The organism is Streptomyces roseolilacinus (assembly GCF_014649335.1).
Classification (GTDB): Bacteria; Actinomycetota; Actinomycetes; order Streptomycetales; family Streptomycetaceae; genus Streptomyces; species Streptomyces roseolilacinus.
The window spans coordinates 324321-338859 of the sequence record NZ_BMSV01000001.1 but is presented as its reverse complement, the minus strand read 5'-3'; the positions used below and the strand labels follow the sequence as shown (position 1 = coordinate 338859).

General features: G+C 74.3%; 16 protein-coding genes. 10 read left to right on the top strand and 6 right to left on the bottom strand.

The features are described from left to right. Nucleotide 1 precedes the first annotated feature (1 nt). Both dapE and IE106_RS01485 read left to right on the top strand, forming a co-directional pair. A complete protein-coding gene (gene dapE / locus IE106_RS01490; protein WP_189529384.1) occupies nucleotides 2–1105 on the top strand; it encodes a succinyl-diaminopimelate desuccinylase in 1104 nt (367 codons plus the stop codon). Nucleotides 1106–1184: 79 nt separating this feature from the next. Beyond that, complete coding sequence (locus IE106_RS01485; RefSeq protein ID WP_189529383.1) at nucleotides 1185–1940, top strand: LOG family protein; 756 nt, start codon at nucleotides 1185–1187, stop codon at nucleotides 1938–1940. A gap of 39 nt (nucleotides 1941–1979) precedes the next feature. Here IE106_RS01485 and folP read toward each other — a convergent pair whose 3' ends face one another. Then, on the bottom strand, nucleotides 1980–2840 hold the full coding sequence (folP, locus tag IE106_RS01480) for a dihydropteroate synthase (protein ID WP_189529382.1): 861 nt from the start codon (nucleotides 2838–2840) through the stop codon (nucleotides 1980–1982). A 125-nt stretch (nucleotides 2841–2965) separates the two neighbouring features. On the opposite strand from folP, the gene IE106_RS30900 reads away from it, so the two are divergent. Together IE106_RS30900 and IE106_RS01470 are read left to right on the top strand one after the other, a co-directional pair. After that, complete coding sequence (locus IE106_RS30900) at nucleotides 2966–3535, top strand: DivIVA domain-containing protein (RefSeq protein WP_373295886.1); 570 nt, start codon at nucleotides 2966–2968, stop codon at nucleotides 3533–3535. After that, nucleotides 3532–4143, top strand: a complete 612-nt coding sequence (locus tag IE106_RS01470; RefSeq protein ID WP_189529380.1) for a DNA-3-methyladenine glycosylase I — start codon at nucleotides 3532–3534, stop codon at nucleotides 4141–4143. Before IE106_RS30900 ends, IE106_RS01470 begins: the two co-directional genes overlap by 4 nt. Before the next feature lie 63 nt (nucleotides 4144–4206). Here the strand turns inward: IE106_RS01470 and chcB are convergent, their stop codons facing one another. After that, nucleotides 4207–4989: a 2-cyclohexenylcarbonyl CoA isomerase gene (chcB, locus tag IE106_RS01465; protein WP_189529379.1), complete on the bottom strand. Its 783-nt coding sequence runs from the start codon at nucleotides 4987–4989 to the stop codon at nucleotides 4207–4209. Nucleotides 4990–5299: 310 nt separating this feature from the next. On the opposite strand from chcB, the gene IE106_RS01460 reads away from it, so the two are divergent. After that, the gene (locus tag IE106_RS01460; RefSeq protein WP_010474836.1) at nucleotides 5300–5467 is read left to right on the top strand and encodes a DUF3117 domain-containing protein; all 168 of its coding nucleotides are present in this window, start codon (nucleotides 5300–5302) and stop codon (nucleotides 5465–5467) included. A 193-nt stretch (nucleotides 5468–5660) separates the two neighbouring features. On the opposite strand, the gene IE106_RS01455 is transcribed toward IE106_RS01460, so the two are convergent. Then, the gene (locus IE106_RS01455; RefSeq protein WP_189529915.1) at nucleotides 5661–6362 is read right to left on the bottom strand and encodes an O-methyltransferase; all 702 of its coding nucleotides are present in this window, start codon (nucleotides 6360–6362) and stop codon (nucleotides 5661–5663) included. Nucleotides 6363–6469: 107 nt separating this feature from the next. On the opposite strand from IE106_RS01455, the gene sigE reads away from it, so the two are divergent. The 5 genes from sigE to IE106_RS01435 all read left to right on the top strand — a co-directional run bounded on the left by sigE (nucleotide 6470) and on the right by IE106_RS01435 (nucleotide 11305). After that, nucleotides 6470–7255, top strand: coding sequence for an RNA polymerase sigma factor SigE (sigE, locus tag IE106_RS01450; protein ID WP_189529378.1), 786 nt, complete (start codon nucleotides 6470–6472; stop codon nucleotides 7253–7255). Further along, the gene (locus IE106_RS30055; RefSeq protein ID WP_229839918.1) at nucleotides 7252–8118 is read left to right on the top strand and encodes a zf-HC2 domain-containing protein; all 867 of its coding nucleotides are present in this window, start codon (nucleotides 7252–7254) and stop codon (nucleotides 8116–8118) included. The genes sigE and IE106_RS30055 overlap by 4 nt, the downstream gene beginning before the upstream one ends. A 78-nt stretch (nucleotides 8119–8196) precedes the next feature. Beyond that, entirely contained in the window at nucleotides 8197–9996 is a 1800-nt protein-coding gene (locus IE106_RS01445; RefSeq protein ID WP_229839985.1) for a S1C family serine protease, read from the top strand. Between the two features lie 89 nt (nucleotides 9997–10085). After that, nucleotides 10086–10514, top strand: coding sequence for a sec-independent translocase (locus IE106_RS01440; protein WP_189529377.1), 429 nt, complete (start codon nucleotides 10086–10088; stop codon nucleotides 10512–10514). Nucleotides 10515–10633: 119 nt separating this feature from the next. Further along, nucleotides 10634–11305 carry a hypothetical protein gene (locus IE106_RS01435; RefSeq protein WP_189529376.1) on the top strand — a complete coding sequence of 224 codons (672 nt, stop codon included), beginning with the start codon at nucleotides 10634–10636 and terminating at the stop codon, nucleotides 11303–11305. An 88-nt stretch (nucleotides 11306–11393) separates the two neighbouring features. Here IE106_RS01435 and IE106_RS01430 read toward each other — a convergent pair whose 3' ends face one another. From IE106_RS01430 to IE106_RS01420, 3 genes are read right to left on the bottom strand one after another with little or no spacing between them, the layout of a single operon-like run. Further along, on the bottom strand, nucleotides 11394–12527 hold the full coding sequence (locus tag IE106_RS01430; RefSeq protein ID WP_189529375.1) for an Mrp/NBP35 family ATP-binding protein: 1134 nt from the start codon (nucleotides 12525–12527) through the stop codon (nucleotides 11394–11396). 43 nt (nucleotides 12528–12570) lie between these two features. Continuing rightward, entirely contained in the window at nucleotides 12571–13218 is a 648-nt protein-coding gene (locus tag IE106_RS01425; protein ID WP_189529374.1) for a DUF1003 domain-containing protein, read from the bottom strand. Further along, entirely contained in the window at nucleotides 13208–14488 is a 1281-nt protein-coding gene (locus IE106_RS01420) for a magnesium transporter MgtE N-terminal domain-containing protein (RefSeq protein WP_189529373.1), read from the bottom strand. The genes IE106_RS01425 and IE106_RS01420 overlap by 11 nt, the downstream gene beginning before the upstream one ends. Between the last annotated feature and the right edge of the window lie 51 nt (nucleotides 14489–14539).

Genomic DNA, 14539 nt, shown 5'->3' with positions numbered 1-14539 from the left:
CATGCCTGACTCCAAGCCCGAAGTGCCCCTCAGCACCGCTCTGGACCTCACGTTGGACGGCCCCGCGCTGACCGCCGCGCTCGTGGACTTCCCCTCCGTCAGCGGCACCGAGAAGCCGCTCGCGGACGCCATCGAGCAGGCCCTGCGGACCCTCCCGCACCTGACGGTCGACCGCCACGGCAACAACGTCGTCGCCCGCACCCGCCTCGGCCGCGCCGAGCGGGTCGTCCTCGCCGGCCACATCGACACCGTGCCGATCGCCGACAACGTCCCCTCCCGGCTGGACGAGGACGGCGTCCTGTGGGGCTGCGGCACGTCCGACATGAAGTCCGGCGTGGCCGTCCAGCTCCGCATCGCCGCGACCGTCCCCGAGCCCAACCGCGACCTGACGTTCGTCTTCTACGACAACGAGGAGGTCGCCGCCCACCTCAACGGCCTCGGGCACGTGGCCACCGCGCACCCCGACTGGCTGGCGGGCGACTTCGCCATCCTGCTGGAGCCGTCCGACGGCCAGGTCGAGGGCGGCTGCCAGGGCACCCTGCGCGTCAGCCTCACCCTGAGGGGCGAGCGCGCCCACTCGGCCCGCTCCTGGATGGGCTCCAACGCCGTCCACGCCGCCGCGCCCGTCCTGGCCCGCCTCGCCTCCTACGAGCCGCGCCGCCCGGTCATCGACGGCCTGGAGTACCACGAGGGCCTCAACGCCGTCGGCATCACCGGCGGCGTCGCCACCAACGTCATCCCCGACGAGTGCACCGTCGTCGTGAACTTCCGCTACGCCCCCGACCGCACCCCGGAGGAGGCGGAGAAGCACGTGCGGGAGGTGTTCGCCGACTGCGGCGTGGACGAGTTCGTCGTCGACGACCACTCCGGCGGGGCCCTCCCCGGCCTCGCCCACCCGGCCGCGGCGGCGTTCATGGAGGCGGTCGGCGGCACCGCCCACCCGAAGTTCGGCTGGACCGACGTGGCCCGCTTCAGCGCGCTCGGCGTGCCGGCCGTGAACTACGGACCCGGCAACCCCATCTTCGCGCACAAGCGGGACGAGCACGTCGTGGTCGACCGGATCACCCACTGCGAGCGACGCCTGTACGACTGGCTCACTGCCTGACGGCCGCAATTTCGCCACTCGTCACATTTCCCGCCCTACGCTGAGCCCAGCAAACGATGTTCAGCGGAGGGAGCAGATCATGGGGAACCCCGAGGCCGAAGGACTGCGATCCCTGGCGGAACAGCGGCTGGGGCCGGTGCTCCGCCGCAGGGAACAGGTCCAGCCGGGTACCGCCGACCAGCGGCTGCTGGACACCGCGGGCGACGCGGACTGGGTCCACACCGACCCCTGGCGGGTCATGCGGATCCAGTCCGAGTTCGTCGAGGGCTTCGGCGCGCTCGCCGAACTGCCCTCCGCCATCAGCGTCTTCGGCTCGGCCCGCACCCCGGCCGGCACACCCGAGTACGAGGCCGGCGTGAAGCTCGGCAGGGCCCTCGTCGAGGCGGGCTTCGCGGTGATCACGGGCGGCGGGCCGGGAGCGATGGAGGCCGCGAACCGGGGCGCGCGGGAGGCGAAGGGCGTCTCGGTCGGCCTGGGTATCGAGCTGCCCTTCGAGCAGGGCCTCAACCCGCACGTCGACATCGGCGTCAACTTCCGCTACTTCTTCGTGCGGAAGACGATGTTCGTGAAGTACGCCCAGGGGTTCGTCGTCCTGCCGGGCGGCCTGGGCACGCTGGACGAGCTCTTCGAGGCGCTGACCCTCGTCCAGACCCGCAAGGTCACCCGCTTCCCGATCGTCCTGTTCGGCACGGAGTACTGGTCGGGCCTGGTCGACTGGCTCCGCGGCACGGTCATCGCCCAGGGCAAGGCCGCCGAACGCGACCTGATGCTCTTCCACGTGACCGACGACGTGGACGAGGCGGTCGCCCTGGTCAGCAAGGAAGCCGGGCGCTGAGCGCGACCGCCCGGCGCGGGGCCGGCGCGACCCGACCGGTCACGCCAGCCCCCGCCGGGCGACGGCCGGCTCGCGGTGCCCCGCGATGGCCGCCACCATGTCCAGCACCTGCCGCGTCTCGGCGACCTCGTGCACCCGGTACACCTGGGCCCCCAGCCACGCCGACACCGCCGTCGTCGCCAGCGTCCCGACCACCCGCTCCTTGACCGGCCGGTCCAGCGTCTCGCCCACGAAGTCCTTGTTCGACAGGGACACCAGCACCGGCCACCCCGTCTCCACCATCTCCCCGAGCCGCCGCGTGGCCTCCAGCGAGTGCCGGGTGTTCTTCCCGAAGTCGTGCCCCGGGTCGATCAGCACCGACTCCCGCGGCACGCCCAGCGCCACGGCCCGCTCGGCCAGCCCGACCGTCACGCGCAGGATGTCCGCCATCACGTCGTCGTACGTGGCCCGGTGCGGCCGCGTCCGCGGCTCGGCGCCGCCCGCGTGGGTGCACACCAGCCCCGCCCCGTACCGCGCCGCGACCTCCGCGAGCTTCGGGTCGACGCCGCCCCACGCGTCGTTCAGCAGGTCCGCCCCGGCCTCGCACACGGCCTCGCCGACCTCGTGCCGCCAGGTGTCGACGCTGATCACCACGTCGGGGTGGCGCCGCCGCACCTCCGCCACGAAACCGACCGTGCGCCGCGCCTCCTCCTCGGCGTCGACCTCCTCGCCGGGTCCCGCCTTCACCCCGCCGATGTCGATGATCGCCGCCCCCTCGGCCACCGCCTGCTCGACCCGGGCGAGGGCGGGCTCGTCGCGGAAGGTGGCCCCCTGGTCGTAGAAGGAGTCCGGGGTCCGGTTCACGATCGCCATGACCACCGGCTCGTGCGCGTCGAATTCGCGTCGTCCCAGGCGCAGCATCCCGTAAGTCCTCCTCGCGTAACGTCCCTGCGACCCTAACCGCCGTGACCGCATGGCACGATCGGCACCGGACGTTTTACGCTCCATGTTTCCGGCCCCGGGAGAGGCGCACTGTGTTCTGGTTCTTGGCTGTAGCGATGGTCGTCGTCGTGGCCGCGGTGACCCTCGCGGTGGTCGGCGGCGCGGAGAACGAGGTGCTGCCCGAGGCGCCCCCGGAGCACGTGGCCGACCCCCTGCCGCTCACCCGGCCGGTCAGCCGCTTCGACATCGAGGCGCTGCGGCTGCCGCTGGCGCCCCGCGGCTACCGGATGAACGAGGTCGACGACGTCCTGGACCGGCTGGCCGCCGAACTCGCCGAGCGGGACGCCCGGATCGCGGAGCTGGAGTCCGCGCTGGCCGGCGCGCAGGCCACGGCGTCCGGCCGCACGGACCTCTTCGCCGAGCACCCCCGGCACGACGAGCCCGCCGGCCCCGGCACGCACGACGACCGCCACGCGTACGACGACCGCGACCGCGGCGCGTACGGGGGCCGCGGCGGCGACGCGTACGACGACCGTGACGGCGACGCGTACGGCGCCCACGAGTACGGCGACCGGGGCCACGACCGGCACGACGAGCACGACGAGCACGGGGGGCACGACGGCCGCGGGACGCGCGGGGGCCGCGACGCGCGGGACGGGGAGGGCGACCGGTGACCGGCGGGGCCGTACCCGGACCGGACGGCGCGCCGCGCTGCCCGTGGGGCCTTTCGACGCCCGACTACCTGCCCTACCACGACGAGGAGTGGGGCCGCCCGGTCCACGGCGACGACGCGCTGTTCGAACGGCTCTGCCTGGAGGCGTTCCAGTCCGGCCTGTCGTGGATCACGATCCTGCGCCGCCGGGAGGGCTTCCGGCGGGCCTTCGCCGGTTTCCGGATCGCCGCGGTGGCCGCGTTCACGGAGGCCGACCGGGAGCGGCTGCTCGCCGACGAGGGCATCATCCGCAACCGCGCCAAGGTCGACGCGACGCTCGCCAACGCGCGCGTCCTCACCGGGTGGGAGCCCGGCGAGCTCGACGACCTGATCTGGTCCCACGCGCCGGACCCGGCGGCCCGCCCGGTCCCGCGCACCCTCGCGGACGTCCCCGCGGTCACGCCCGAGTCGACGGCCCTGGCGAAGGCCCTGAAGCAGCGCGGCATCCGCTTCGTCGGGCCCACCACGGCGTACGCGCTGATGCAGGCGTGCGGCCTGGTCGACGACCACCTGGCGGACTGCGTCGCCCGCACCGCGCGCCCGGCCCCCGCGGCGGCTCCGGCCCCCTAGGGAGTGTCTTCGAAACGGCGTCGTCCGCCCGCCGGCCGGCAGACGGGACTTCGAAGACACGACCTAGCGGCCGACGTACCTCGGCTTCTCCTTCGCGAGGAACGCCTCCACCGCGATCCGGTGGTCCTCGGAGGCGCCCGCCCGGGTCTGGAGCTCGTCCTCCTTCTCCAGCGTCTGCGCGAGGCTGTGCCCGGCGCCGTACGCCATGGCCTCCTTGATCGACGCGTACGCGAGCGTGGGGCCCGCCGCGAGGGCGCGGGCGGTCTTCTCCGCCTCGGCGGCCAGCTCGGCGGCCGGCACCAGCTTGCCGACCAGGCCCAGGTCGTACGCCTCCCGCGCGGACAGCGAGCGCGGGAACAGCATCAGGTCGGCGGCGCGGCCGGGCCCGATCAGGCGGGGCAGCGTCCACGAGATGCCCGAGTCGGCGCTGAGGGCCACGCCCGCGAAGGAGGTGTTGAACGACGCCGTGTCCGCGACGACCCGGTAGTCCGCCGCCAGCGCGAAACCGAAGCCCGCGCCCGCCGCGACCCCGTTCACCCCGGCCACCACGGGCTTCGCCATGCCGGTGATCGCCCGGACGATCGGGTTGTAGTGCTCCCGCACCGTCCGCATGGCGTCCTCGCCGGTCAGCGACTGCACGTGCTCCTTGAGGTCCTGGCCCACGCAGAACGCCCGGCCCGTCGCGGTCAGCAGCACCGCGCGCACGGCGGGGTCGGCGCCCGCGGCCTCCAGGGCGTCCCGCAGCGCGACCTTCGCCTCGGTGTTCATCGCGTTCATCGCGTCGGGCCGGTTGAGCGTGACGGTCGCGAGTCCGTCGCTCACCTCGTACAGCACGGTGTCGGCCATGGCAGGGTCCCCTTTGCGGCTCCGGTGATCGTGTCCCGCCCAGCATGGCGGAGATCATCGGGCCCCGACATGTGACCTGCGTCAAACGACGGGCCCGCGCGCCGGGGGCCGCGACGGCGAAGTATCGCAGGCGGATCGCCGAAATAGGGGGTTTTGCGCGATCGCGTTGCGCAGCGATGCCGCCCGATGTTGGTCATCGGGTGTCGCCATGCGGGATAATGACCTGGAAGCAATGTGTTCGACGCCGGTCCGCGCCCTTCCACGGGGCCATCGGCTGAACGATGAGCTGGTTTCAGGAAGGGGAACGAGCATGGCGGCCATGAAGCCGCGGACGGGCGACGGCCCGCTCGAGGTGACCAAGGAGGGGCGGGGCATCGTCATGCGCGTTCCGCTCGAAGGCGGCGGTCGGCTTGTCGTCGAGCTGACCCCGGACGAGGCCGTAGCCCTCGGCGAGGAGCTGAAGAAGGTCACGAGCTGACGCTTACGCCCTACGTTTTCCCGATCGCCCCGGCCGGTACACCCACCGCGCCGGGGCGATCGCGTTCCCCGGGGCGCGGGGCGCCTCCGGGGGGGGGCGCACCGGGGCGGCGTACGGCGCGGAAGGGGCCCCCGGACGGCCCAGGGGGCGCCGGACGGCGCACCGGCCCGGAAGCGGTCCCGCGGGGCGCCGGTCAGCCGCGGCGCACGGCGCAGAGCAGCCCGTCGCCGACCGGCAGCAGCGAGGGCACCAGCTCCCCGCTCTCCCGCACCGCGCGCAGCAGCTCGCGCAGGGTCAGCACCTCCACCGGCTGGGCGCCCGAGTCGACCGTACGGCCGTCCGCGAACACGCCCTCGAAGCACACCAGCCCGCCCGGCCGCAGCAGCCGCAACGATTCGTCGAGGTACGCCAGGTACTCGGTGCGGTCGCCGTCGCAGAACACCACGTCGTACCCGCCGTCCGCGAGCCTCGGCAGCACGTCCAGCGCCCGGCCCGGGATGAAGCGCGCCCGGTTCCCGGCGAAGCCCGCCGCCCGGAACGCCTGCCGGGCGAACTGCTGCCGGTCCGGTTCCGGGTCCACGGTGGTGAGCACCCCGTCCGGCCGCATGCCCAGCAGGAGGTAGATCCCGGAGACGCCGGTCCCCGTGCCGATCTCCGCGACGGCCTTGGCGTCCGCCGTGGCGGCGAGCATCCGCAGCGCGGCGCCGGTGCCCGGGGACACCGAGGGCAGCCCTGCCTCACGGGCCCGGTCGCGGGCCCAGCGCAGCGCTTCGTCCTCAACGGCAAAGGCGTCGGCGAAGGCCCAGCTCGTCTGCCGGTTGGCGGTAATGACCCTCTCCTGTTCCCGTAGTTGGCAACGGTGACTGTAGCCGCTCGCCCTCGGGAACCCGCAGATGGGACCAGGCGTTGGGAAGGGGTGGGGGCGGCCAGGCGGATCAGGACCCGAAGTCGGCCCCAAATTCTCGTAAAGATTCTTATCCGGAGCTAACGGGCGAGGTGGCTATGGTAGGGGCTCCACTGGACACCACCAGAGCCGACAGGGGAGGTGCGGCTGCGCCTGTGGATCGGAGAGGAGCGCTGCGGCTGCGGCGCTTTCTCAGGTCGGCGGGTGAGCCGAGATCCGTGACCGACACCGCTGACAGCACCCACGCCGCCACCGAGACCGCAGCCACGACGGCGACCTTCGCATCGGATGCGGAATCGCAGGCGTGGGCCCCTCCGACCTGGGAGGAGATCGTCAGCACGCACAGCGGGCGCGTCTACCGCCTCGCCTACCGGCTCACGGGCAACCAGCACGACGCCGAGGACCTCACGCAGGAGGTCTTCGTCCGGGTCTTCCGCTCCCTGTCGACCTACACCCCGGGCACGTTCGAGGGCTGGCTGCACCGCATCACCACGAACCTGTTCCTGGACATGGTGCGGCGCAAGCAGCGCATCCGGTTCGACGCGCTCGGCGAGGACGCCGCGGAGCGGCTGCCCAGCCGCGAGCCGTCGCCCCAGCAGGTCTTCCACGACACGCACTTCGACGCGGACGTGCAGCAGGCGCTGGACACGCTGGCGCCGGAGTTCCGCGCCGCCGTCGTGCTGTGCGACATCGAGGGACTGTCGTACGAGGAGATCGCCGCGACGCTCGGCGTGAAGCTCGGCACGGTCCGCAGCCGGATCCACCGCGGCCGGTCGCACCTGCGCAAGGCGCTCAAGCACCGGTCGCCCGAGGCGCGGTCCGGACAGCGCGACGTCGCCGAGCGCACGTTCGCCGCCGTGGGCGGGGAGGGCGGAGCCGCGTGAGTGGCACACGTCCGACCCCTGCGGAACACCACCTGGGGGACCGGCTCGCCGCGCTCGTCGACGGCGAGCTGGGTCATGACGCCCGCGAGCGGGTCCTCGCCCACCTGGCGACCTGCGCCCGCTGCAAGGCCGAGGCCGACGCGCAGCGCCGCGTCAAGAGCTTCTTCGCCGAGTCCGCTCCGCCGCCGCCCCCCGCCGGGCTGCTCGCCCGCCTCCAGGGGTTGCCCGGGGGCGCCGCGGGAGGCGACGGGCCGCCGTTCGGAGGGGGCGGCCTCGGAGTAGGCGGCCTGGGAGCCGGGGACCGGCGGTCCGGGCACGCCCCGGACGCCGGGCGGCCCGGCCCGGGGCCCGGCCTGTTCGGAGTGAGGCCCGGCGGCTTCGGGTACGTCCCGGCGGCCGAGCACGCACCGGCCGCGCGCGGGGGCTTCCGCATCCACGACGTCGGCCGGGAGGCGGAGCGCTCCCCGTGGCGCGGCCGGAGGTTCGCGTTCGCGGCGGCCAGCGCCGTGTCGTTCGCGGCGATCGCGCTGGGCGGGGCGGTACCCACCCTCACGGCGGTCGACGCGCGCGGCGAGGGCTCCGGGAACAAGGTGACACCGCTGCGGTCGCCGTCCGCCGGACAGCCGGCCACGACGACGGAGAACTCCCGCCGCCGCCTCGCCGTCAGCGTGGGCACGGGCCGGTCCGCGGACCGGCCCGGCACCCTGCCGCCCGGCGCGCAGGTGCGGGCGCAGCATCCGGCGGCCCCGCCGTTCCTCCACGCGGCGACCCCGCTGGTCGGCGCGGGAAGCCTGCCGCTGATAGGCACGCCGGGCCCGGTGACGGTCCCGTACCCGTCGTACAAGAGACCCCCGACACCGTGAACGGCGCCCCCGCGGACCTGGTTGAATCCGTGGTCAGGGGCGCCGGAGGGGCGCTGAGTGGCCAGTAGCGGGGAGAGCATGGACGACGGGAAGCCCACGCAGCCGAGAAGAACGTGGTGGAGCCGCCCCACACCTCCGGACCCCACCCCGCCGCCCCCGGCGGGCGACCCGTCCGCCCCCGCACCACCGTCGCCGCCCGGGGTCACCGCGCCCGCGACCACGCACCCGGCCACCGGGGACGTGCCCGCGCCGGGGGCGTCCCCGGCGCCGGCCGGGGGCGGCGCCCCCGCCGCCGGGCCGTCCCTGGTCAAGCCGGACCCCACCCGCACCGCCCCGGCCACCGGTCCCGAGGCCGGCGCCGCCCCGGCCACCGGTCCCGAGGCCGGCGCGGTCCCGGCGACCGGCACCGCCGTGCCCGGGGCGGCGGTCGCGGCCCCGCCCGGCGCCCCCGGACCCGCCGCCTCCCCGGACGGGGCCGGCGCCGGAGCCACCGGGCACCCCGCCGGGAACGGCGGTCCCCTGCACGCGCCCGACGAGTACCGCACGCCGCCCTACGGGGAGCCCGGACCCTGGGCGCCCGCGCCGCCCGTGCAGCGGCCCCTGGCCGGCCCGCCACCCGCCTACGGCGCCCCGGCGACCGCGACCGCCGCACCCCCGCATCCCGCACCCGTCCCCCCGCAGTGGGGGCAGTACGACCCCTGGAGCAGCCCGGCCGCGCGGCAGCACGCGCAGCCGCTCGCCGGCCACCCGGGCGGTGCGGGGCCGCGGCGCCCGCGCAGGGGGCTCGCGCTCGTCGGCGCCCTGCTGTTCGCGCTGCTCACCGGTGTCCTCGGCGGCGCCGTCGGCGCGTACGTCGAACGCAACGGCGGCCTCACCACCGTCGAACTGCCCCAAGCCGGAGCGGACGTCGGGGACCGCGCCCCCGGCAGCGTCGCCGGCATCGCCGCCCGCGCCCTGCCCAGCGTCGTCACCCTCCACGTCAGCGGCGGCGGCGAGCAGGGCACCGGCACCGGGTTCGTCCTCGACAAGCGGGGCCACATCCTCACCAACCACCACGTCGTCGACTCCGCCGACGGCGACGGCGACATCACCGTCACCTTCAGCGGCGGCGAGACCGCCGACGCCACCCTGGTCGGCGGCGACAGCGGCTACGACCTCGCCGTCGTCCGCGTCACCGGGGTGGCCAACCTCGCGCCCCTCCCGCTCGGCAACTCCGACGGCGTCCGCGTCGGCGACCCGGTCGTCGCCATCGGCGCCCCCTTCGACCTCCAGAACACCGTCACCTCCGGCATCATCAGCGCCAAGGGCCGCCCCATCACCGCCGGCGGCGAGAAGGGCGACGGCAGCGACATCAGCTACGTCGACGCCCTCCAGACCGACGCCCCCATAAACCCGGGCAACTCCGGCGGTCCGCTCCTCGACGCGCAGGCCCGTGTCATCGGCATCAACAGCGCCATCCGCGCCGCCGACGACGGCTCCGGCATCGACGACGGCCAGGCCGGCTCGATCGGCCTGGGCTTCGCGATCCCCGTCAACCAGGGCAAGCGCGTCGCCGAGGAACTGATCAACACCGGCAAGGCCACGCACCCCGTCATCGGCGTCAGCCTCGACCTGAAGTTCACCGGCGACGGCGCCCGCGTCGCGGACAAGGCCCAGGACGGCGGCGCGTCCGTCACCCCCGGCGGCCCCGCCGCCAAGGCGGGCATCCGTCCGGGTGACGTCATCACCAGGGTCGACGGCGAGCGCGTCCACAACGGCGAGGAGCTGATCGTCAAGATCCGCGCCCACCGCCCCGGCGACGAGCTCCGCCTCACCGTGCGGCGGGACGGCCGCGAGGGGGCGCGGACGCTCACGCTCGGCTCCTCGGCGGACAACTGAACGGCTGAACGGCTGACGGCTCCGGCGGCAGTCCCGCCACACCGGCGGAGCGGGTACCTTGGTGCAGCGGAGACCTGAGGAGGAGCACGGTGTTCAGTGACATAGGCGGACTCGAGGTGGTGGCGCTGGTGATCCTCGCCGTCCTCATCTGGGGTCCCGACAAGCTGCCCCAGCTCATCCAGGACGTCAGCCGCTTCATCCGCAAGATCCGGGACTTCTCCGAGAGCGCCAAGCAGGACATCCGCAGCGAACTCGGCCCCGAGTTCAAGGACTTCGAGTTCGAGGACCTCAACCCGAAGGCGTTCATCCGCAAGCAGCTCACGGAGAACCCCGACCTGCGGGACATCCAGGAGCTGCGCAGCAGCTTCGACCTCCGCAAGGAGATCGACGAGGTCGCCGACGCCGTCAAGGGCACCGCCTCCGCCCCGGCCGCCGGCTCCGCCACGCCCGACCTCCTGAAGAAGCGCGACACCTCCGAGACGACCGACCGGCCCCCCTTCGACGCGGACGCCACCTGAGCGGTCCGGGCCGCCCCGACCGGCCGGCACCGCTCCCGGGACCGGGCCTGCCGGACGAGCCCGGCCCCGATGGATATCCTCTCCCTCTGTCCGAACGGATCGAGGAGGCGGCCGGGCAGATGGAGACCACGAGACGGGTGGGGGCGCAGGTACAGCCGACGCCCGGCACCACCCCCACGCCGGAGGGGGCGCCCCCGGCCCGCCGCACCGTCGACGGGTACCTGCGGGCACCCTTCCCCTGGTACGGGCTGGACGAGGCGTTCACCGGCCCGCGCTGGCTGATGCAGGTCGGCACGGCGGCGGACGGCACCGTGCAGCACGGCTCGACCGGCCACGGCGAGGAGCCGTCGATACGGCCCGAGGCCGCCGACCGGGAGCGCGGCGCCTTCACGGTCGTCGTCACCGTCGCCGCCCACCCCGTGCGCGGCTCCGGCGACGGCACCGGCGTCCTGGACGCCACGAGCGTGTCCTCCGCCGCCTGGCTGGCCGGCTCGGGGCTCCTCGCGTACACCTGGCCCCCGCAGCTCGACCACACGCGGCGCAACGACTGGCTGGACCAGCAGACGGAGACCGCGTTCGAGCTCGCCGACGACCTGGAGGGGCCCGACTGGACGACGCTGTCGCTGCCCGTGGACGGCGTGCCGAGGGCGTTCCACTACCGCGAGTCCGAGTTCGGGTGGGTCCTCGCGGGCAGCACCGCCGCCGGCGTCCACCTGGGCGCGTACGGGCGGGGGATGAGCGCGTACGGGCTCGGGTTCTCCGTCGTCGCGGACCTCTCCGCGTACACCTGACGGACGCCCCGGCCGGGGCACCCGGACGCGCCGGAGGGGCGCCGCCCGCACGGGCGGCGCCCCTCCGGCGCGCGGTGGGAGCCGCGCCTCAGAACTTGTTGCGCGGGGTGATGCCCAGGGACATGCCCGACAGGCCCCGCTGGCGGCCGCCGAGCTTGCCGGCGATGGAGCGCAGCGCCGCGCCGGCCGGCGAGTCCGGGTCGGACAGCACGACGGGCCTGCCCTCGTCGCCGCCCTCCCGCAGCCGCACGTCGATCGGGATCGAGCCGAGTACCGGGACCGTCGCGCCGGTCGTCCGCGTCAGCCCGTCCGCGACCCGCTGGCCACCGCCGGTGCCGAACACGTCGACCATCTCGTCGCAGTGCGGGCACGGCAGGCCCGCCATGTTCTCCACGACGCCGACGATCTTCTGGTGGGTCTGCACGGCGATCGAACCGGCCCGCTCCGCCACCTCGGCCGCCGCCTGCTGGGGCGTGGTGACGACGAGGATCTCGGCGTTCGGCACCAGCTGCGCCACGGAGATCGCGATGTCGCCCGTGCCCGGGGGGAGGTCCATCAGCAGCACGTCCAGGTCGCCCCAGTAGACGTCCGCGAGGAACTGCTGGAGGGCGCGGTGCAGCATCGGGCCGCGCCACACCACCGGGGTGTTGCCCGGCGTGAACATGCCGATCGAGATGACCTTCACGCCGTTCGCGGACGGCGGCATGATCATGTTCTCGACCTGGGTGGGACGCCCGTCGGCACCCAGCATGCGGGGCACGCTGTGGCCGTAGATGTCGGCGTCCACGACGCCGACCTTCAGCCCGTCCGCGGCCATCGCGGCGGCCAGGTTCACCGTCACCGACGACTTGCCGACGCCGCCCTTGCCGGACGCCACCGCGTACACGCGGGTCAGCGAGCCGGGCTTCGCGAAGGGCACCTCGCGCTCGGCGGTCGTGCCGCGCAGCGCGGCGGCCAGCTCCTTGCGCTGCTCGTCGCTCATCACGTCCAGCGTCACGTCGACGCGGGTGACACCCTCGACGCGGGAGACCGCCTCGCTCACGTTCTTCGTGATCGTGTCGCGCATCGGGCAGCCGGAGACCGTCAGGTACACGGTCACGGCCACCGCGCCGTCCGCCCCGATCTCGACTGACTTGACCATGCCGAGTTCGGTGATCGGTCGGTTGATCTCGGGGTCGTTCACCGTCGCCAGTGCCTCGCGCACCGCGTCTTCCGTCGTCATACGGACGATGGTACGGCGCCCACCACGGGCCCCGGAAAGCCCGTCAGCGGTCGCCTTCGTCACTTCCCGGCGGCGCGGACCTCGGGAACACCGATCCCCGGTCCTCCAGCTCCTTCACCAGGTCCTCCAGCTCCGAGCGGATCCAGTCGCGGGTGGCGACCTCGCCGAGGCCCATGCGCAGCGCCGCGACCTCCCGCGTCAGGTACTCGGTGTCGGCGATCGACCGCTCGTTCTGCGCCCGGTCCTGCTCCAGGTTGACCCGGTCGCGGTCGTCCTGCCGGTTCTGCGCGAGCAGGATCAGCGGCGCCGCGTACGACGCCTGCAGCGACAGCATCAGGGTGAGGAAGATGAACGGGTACGGGTCGAAGCGCAGCGGGTCGGGCATGGCGACGTTCCAGATCAGCCACGTGATGATGACCACCGTCATCCACACGATGAACCGGCCCGTGCCCAGGAACCGGGCGATCCGCTCCGACAGCCGCCCGAACGCCTCCGGGTCGTACTCCGGCAGCAGCCTCGGCCGCCGTACGCGCGGCTGGTCCAGCGGCTGGTCGAGCCGGGTGCGCGGCACGGCCCGCTCCCGCTGGCCGGGGCGCTCCCGCCCGCCGGCCCGGTCCCGCTGACCGGGGCGCTCCCGCCCGGCCGTGCGCTCGCGGCCGGTGCCCCACTCCGGGGTGCGGTCAGGCCCCATGCGCGACCTCCCGCCCCGCTTCCGGCCCGAACTCGGTCTCCCGCCAGTCCTCCGGCAGCAGGTGGTCCAGCACGTCGTCGACGGTGACGGCGCCGAGCAGCGACCCGCTGTCGTCGACGACCGGCGCCGCGACCAGGTTGTACGCGGCGAGGTGGCTGGTCACGACCGGCAGCGGGGTGTCCGGGGAGAGGGGCTCCAGGTCGGTGTCGACGATCGCGGAGACCAGCGTGAACGGCGGGTCCCGCAGCAGCCGCTGGAAGTGGACCGTCCCCAGGAACTTCCCGGTCGGCGTCTCGTCGGGCGGCCGGCACACGTACACCTGCGCGGCCAGCGCAGGGGAGAGGTCCTGCTGGCGGACGCGGGCGAGGGCGTCCGCCACCGTCGCGTCCGGGCGCAGCACGATCGGCTCGGTCGTCATCAGCCCGCCCGCCGTGCGCTCCTCGTACGACATCAGCCGCCGCACGTCCGCCGCGTCGTCCGGGCGCATCAGGGTGAGCAGCCGTTCCTTCTCGTCCTCCGGCAGCTCCGACAGCAGGTCCGCGGCGTCGTCCGGGTCCATGGCCTCCAGGACGTCCGCGGCGCGCTCCGCCTTCAGCTTGCCGAGGATCTCGATCTGGTCGTCCTCGGGCAGCTCCTCCAGCACGTCGGCCAGCCGGTCGTCGTGGAGGGCGGCGGCGACCTCGGCGCGGCGCTTGGGCGTCAGGTGGTGCAGCGCGTTCGCCAGGTCGGCGGGGCGCATCCGCTCGAACGTGGCGACCAGGCTCTCCGCGCCCTGCCCCTCCTCCTCCAGGGAGAAGCCGGTGACCGCCGACCACTCGACGGTCAGCGTCTCGCCCTTGCGGCGCAGCGCCCCCCGGCTGCCGCGCCGCACGAAGACCCGGTCGATCTCCCAGTCGCGGCGGGCGGGCAGCTGGAGCATCGCCACGTCGAGGACGGTCACCTCGCCCCCGCCGTCGACGAGCCGGACCCGCCGGTCGAGGAACTCGCCGAGGACGAGGCGTTCGGTGGGGCGCTGCTCGAAGCGGCGCACGTTCAGGACCCCGGTCGTGATCACCTGGCCGGACTCGACGCCCGTCACCCGGGTCATCGGCAGGAAGATCCGGCGACGGCCGATCACCTCCACGACGAGCCCCAGCACCCGGGGCGGCCGGCGCCCCACGCGGAGCATGGCGACGAGGTCGCGCACCCGGCCCACCTGGTCGCCGCTCGGGTCGAAGACCGGCGCTCCGGCGAGGTGCGAGACGAAGATCCGGGCGGCGCCTCCTGCCATGCCCCGCACTCCTCCCATCCGCGTGACCACCAACCGACATGCCGCTCATGC

Bases quoted from the DNA above. Each gene is read 5' to 3' on its own strand.
- IE106_RS01420 (WP_189529373.1), bottom strand. From the start codon at position 14,488: ATGGCAGGAGGCGCCGCCCGGATCTTCGTCTCGCACCTCGCCGGAGCG.
- IE106_RS01435 (WP_189529376.1), top strand. From the start codon at position 10,634: ATGGAGACCACGAGACGGGTGGGGGCGCAGGTACAGCCGACGCCCGGC.
- chcB (WP_189529379.1), bottom strand. From the start codon at position 4,989: ATGGCCGACACCGTGCTGTACGAGGTGAGCGACGGACTCGCGACCGTC.
- IE106_RS01425 (WP_189529374.1), bottom strand. From the start codon at position 13,218: ATGGGGCCTGACCGCACCCCGGAGTGGGGCACCGGCCGCGAGCGCACG.
- sigE (WP_189529378.1), top strand. From the start codon at position 6,470: ATGGTAGGGGCTCCACTGGACACCACCAGAGCCGACAGGGGAGGTGCG.
- IE106_RS01445 (WP_229839985.1), top strand. From the start codon at position 8,197: ATGGACGACGGGAAGCCCACGCAGCCGAGAAGAACGTGGTGGAGCCGC.
- dapE (WP_189529384.1), top strand. From the start codon at position 2: ATGCCTGACTCCAAGCCCGAAGTGCCCCTCAGCACCGCTCTGGACCTC.
- IE106_RS01430 (WP_189529375.1), bottom strand. From the start codon at position 12,527: ATGACGACGGAAGACGCGGTGCGCGAGGCACTGGCGACGGTGAACGAC.
- folP (WP_189529382.1), bottom strand. From the start codon at position 2,840: ATGCTGCGCCTGGGACGACGCGAATTCGACGCGCACGAGCCGGTGGTC.
- IE106_RS01485 (WP_189529383.1), top strand. From the start codon at position 1,185: ATGGGGAACCCCGAGGCCGAAGGACTGCGATCCCTGGCGGAACAGCGG.
- IE106_RS01460 (WP_010474836.1), top strand. From the start codon at position 5,300: ATGGCGGCCATGAAGCCGCGGACGGGCGACGGCCCGCTCGAGGTGACC.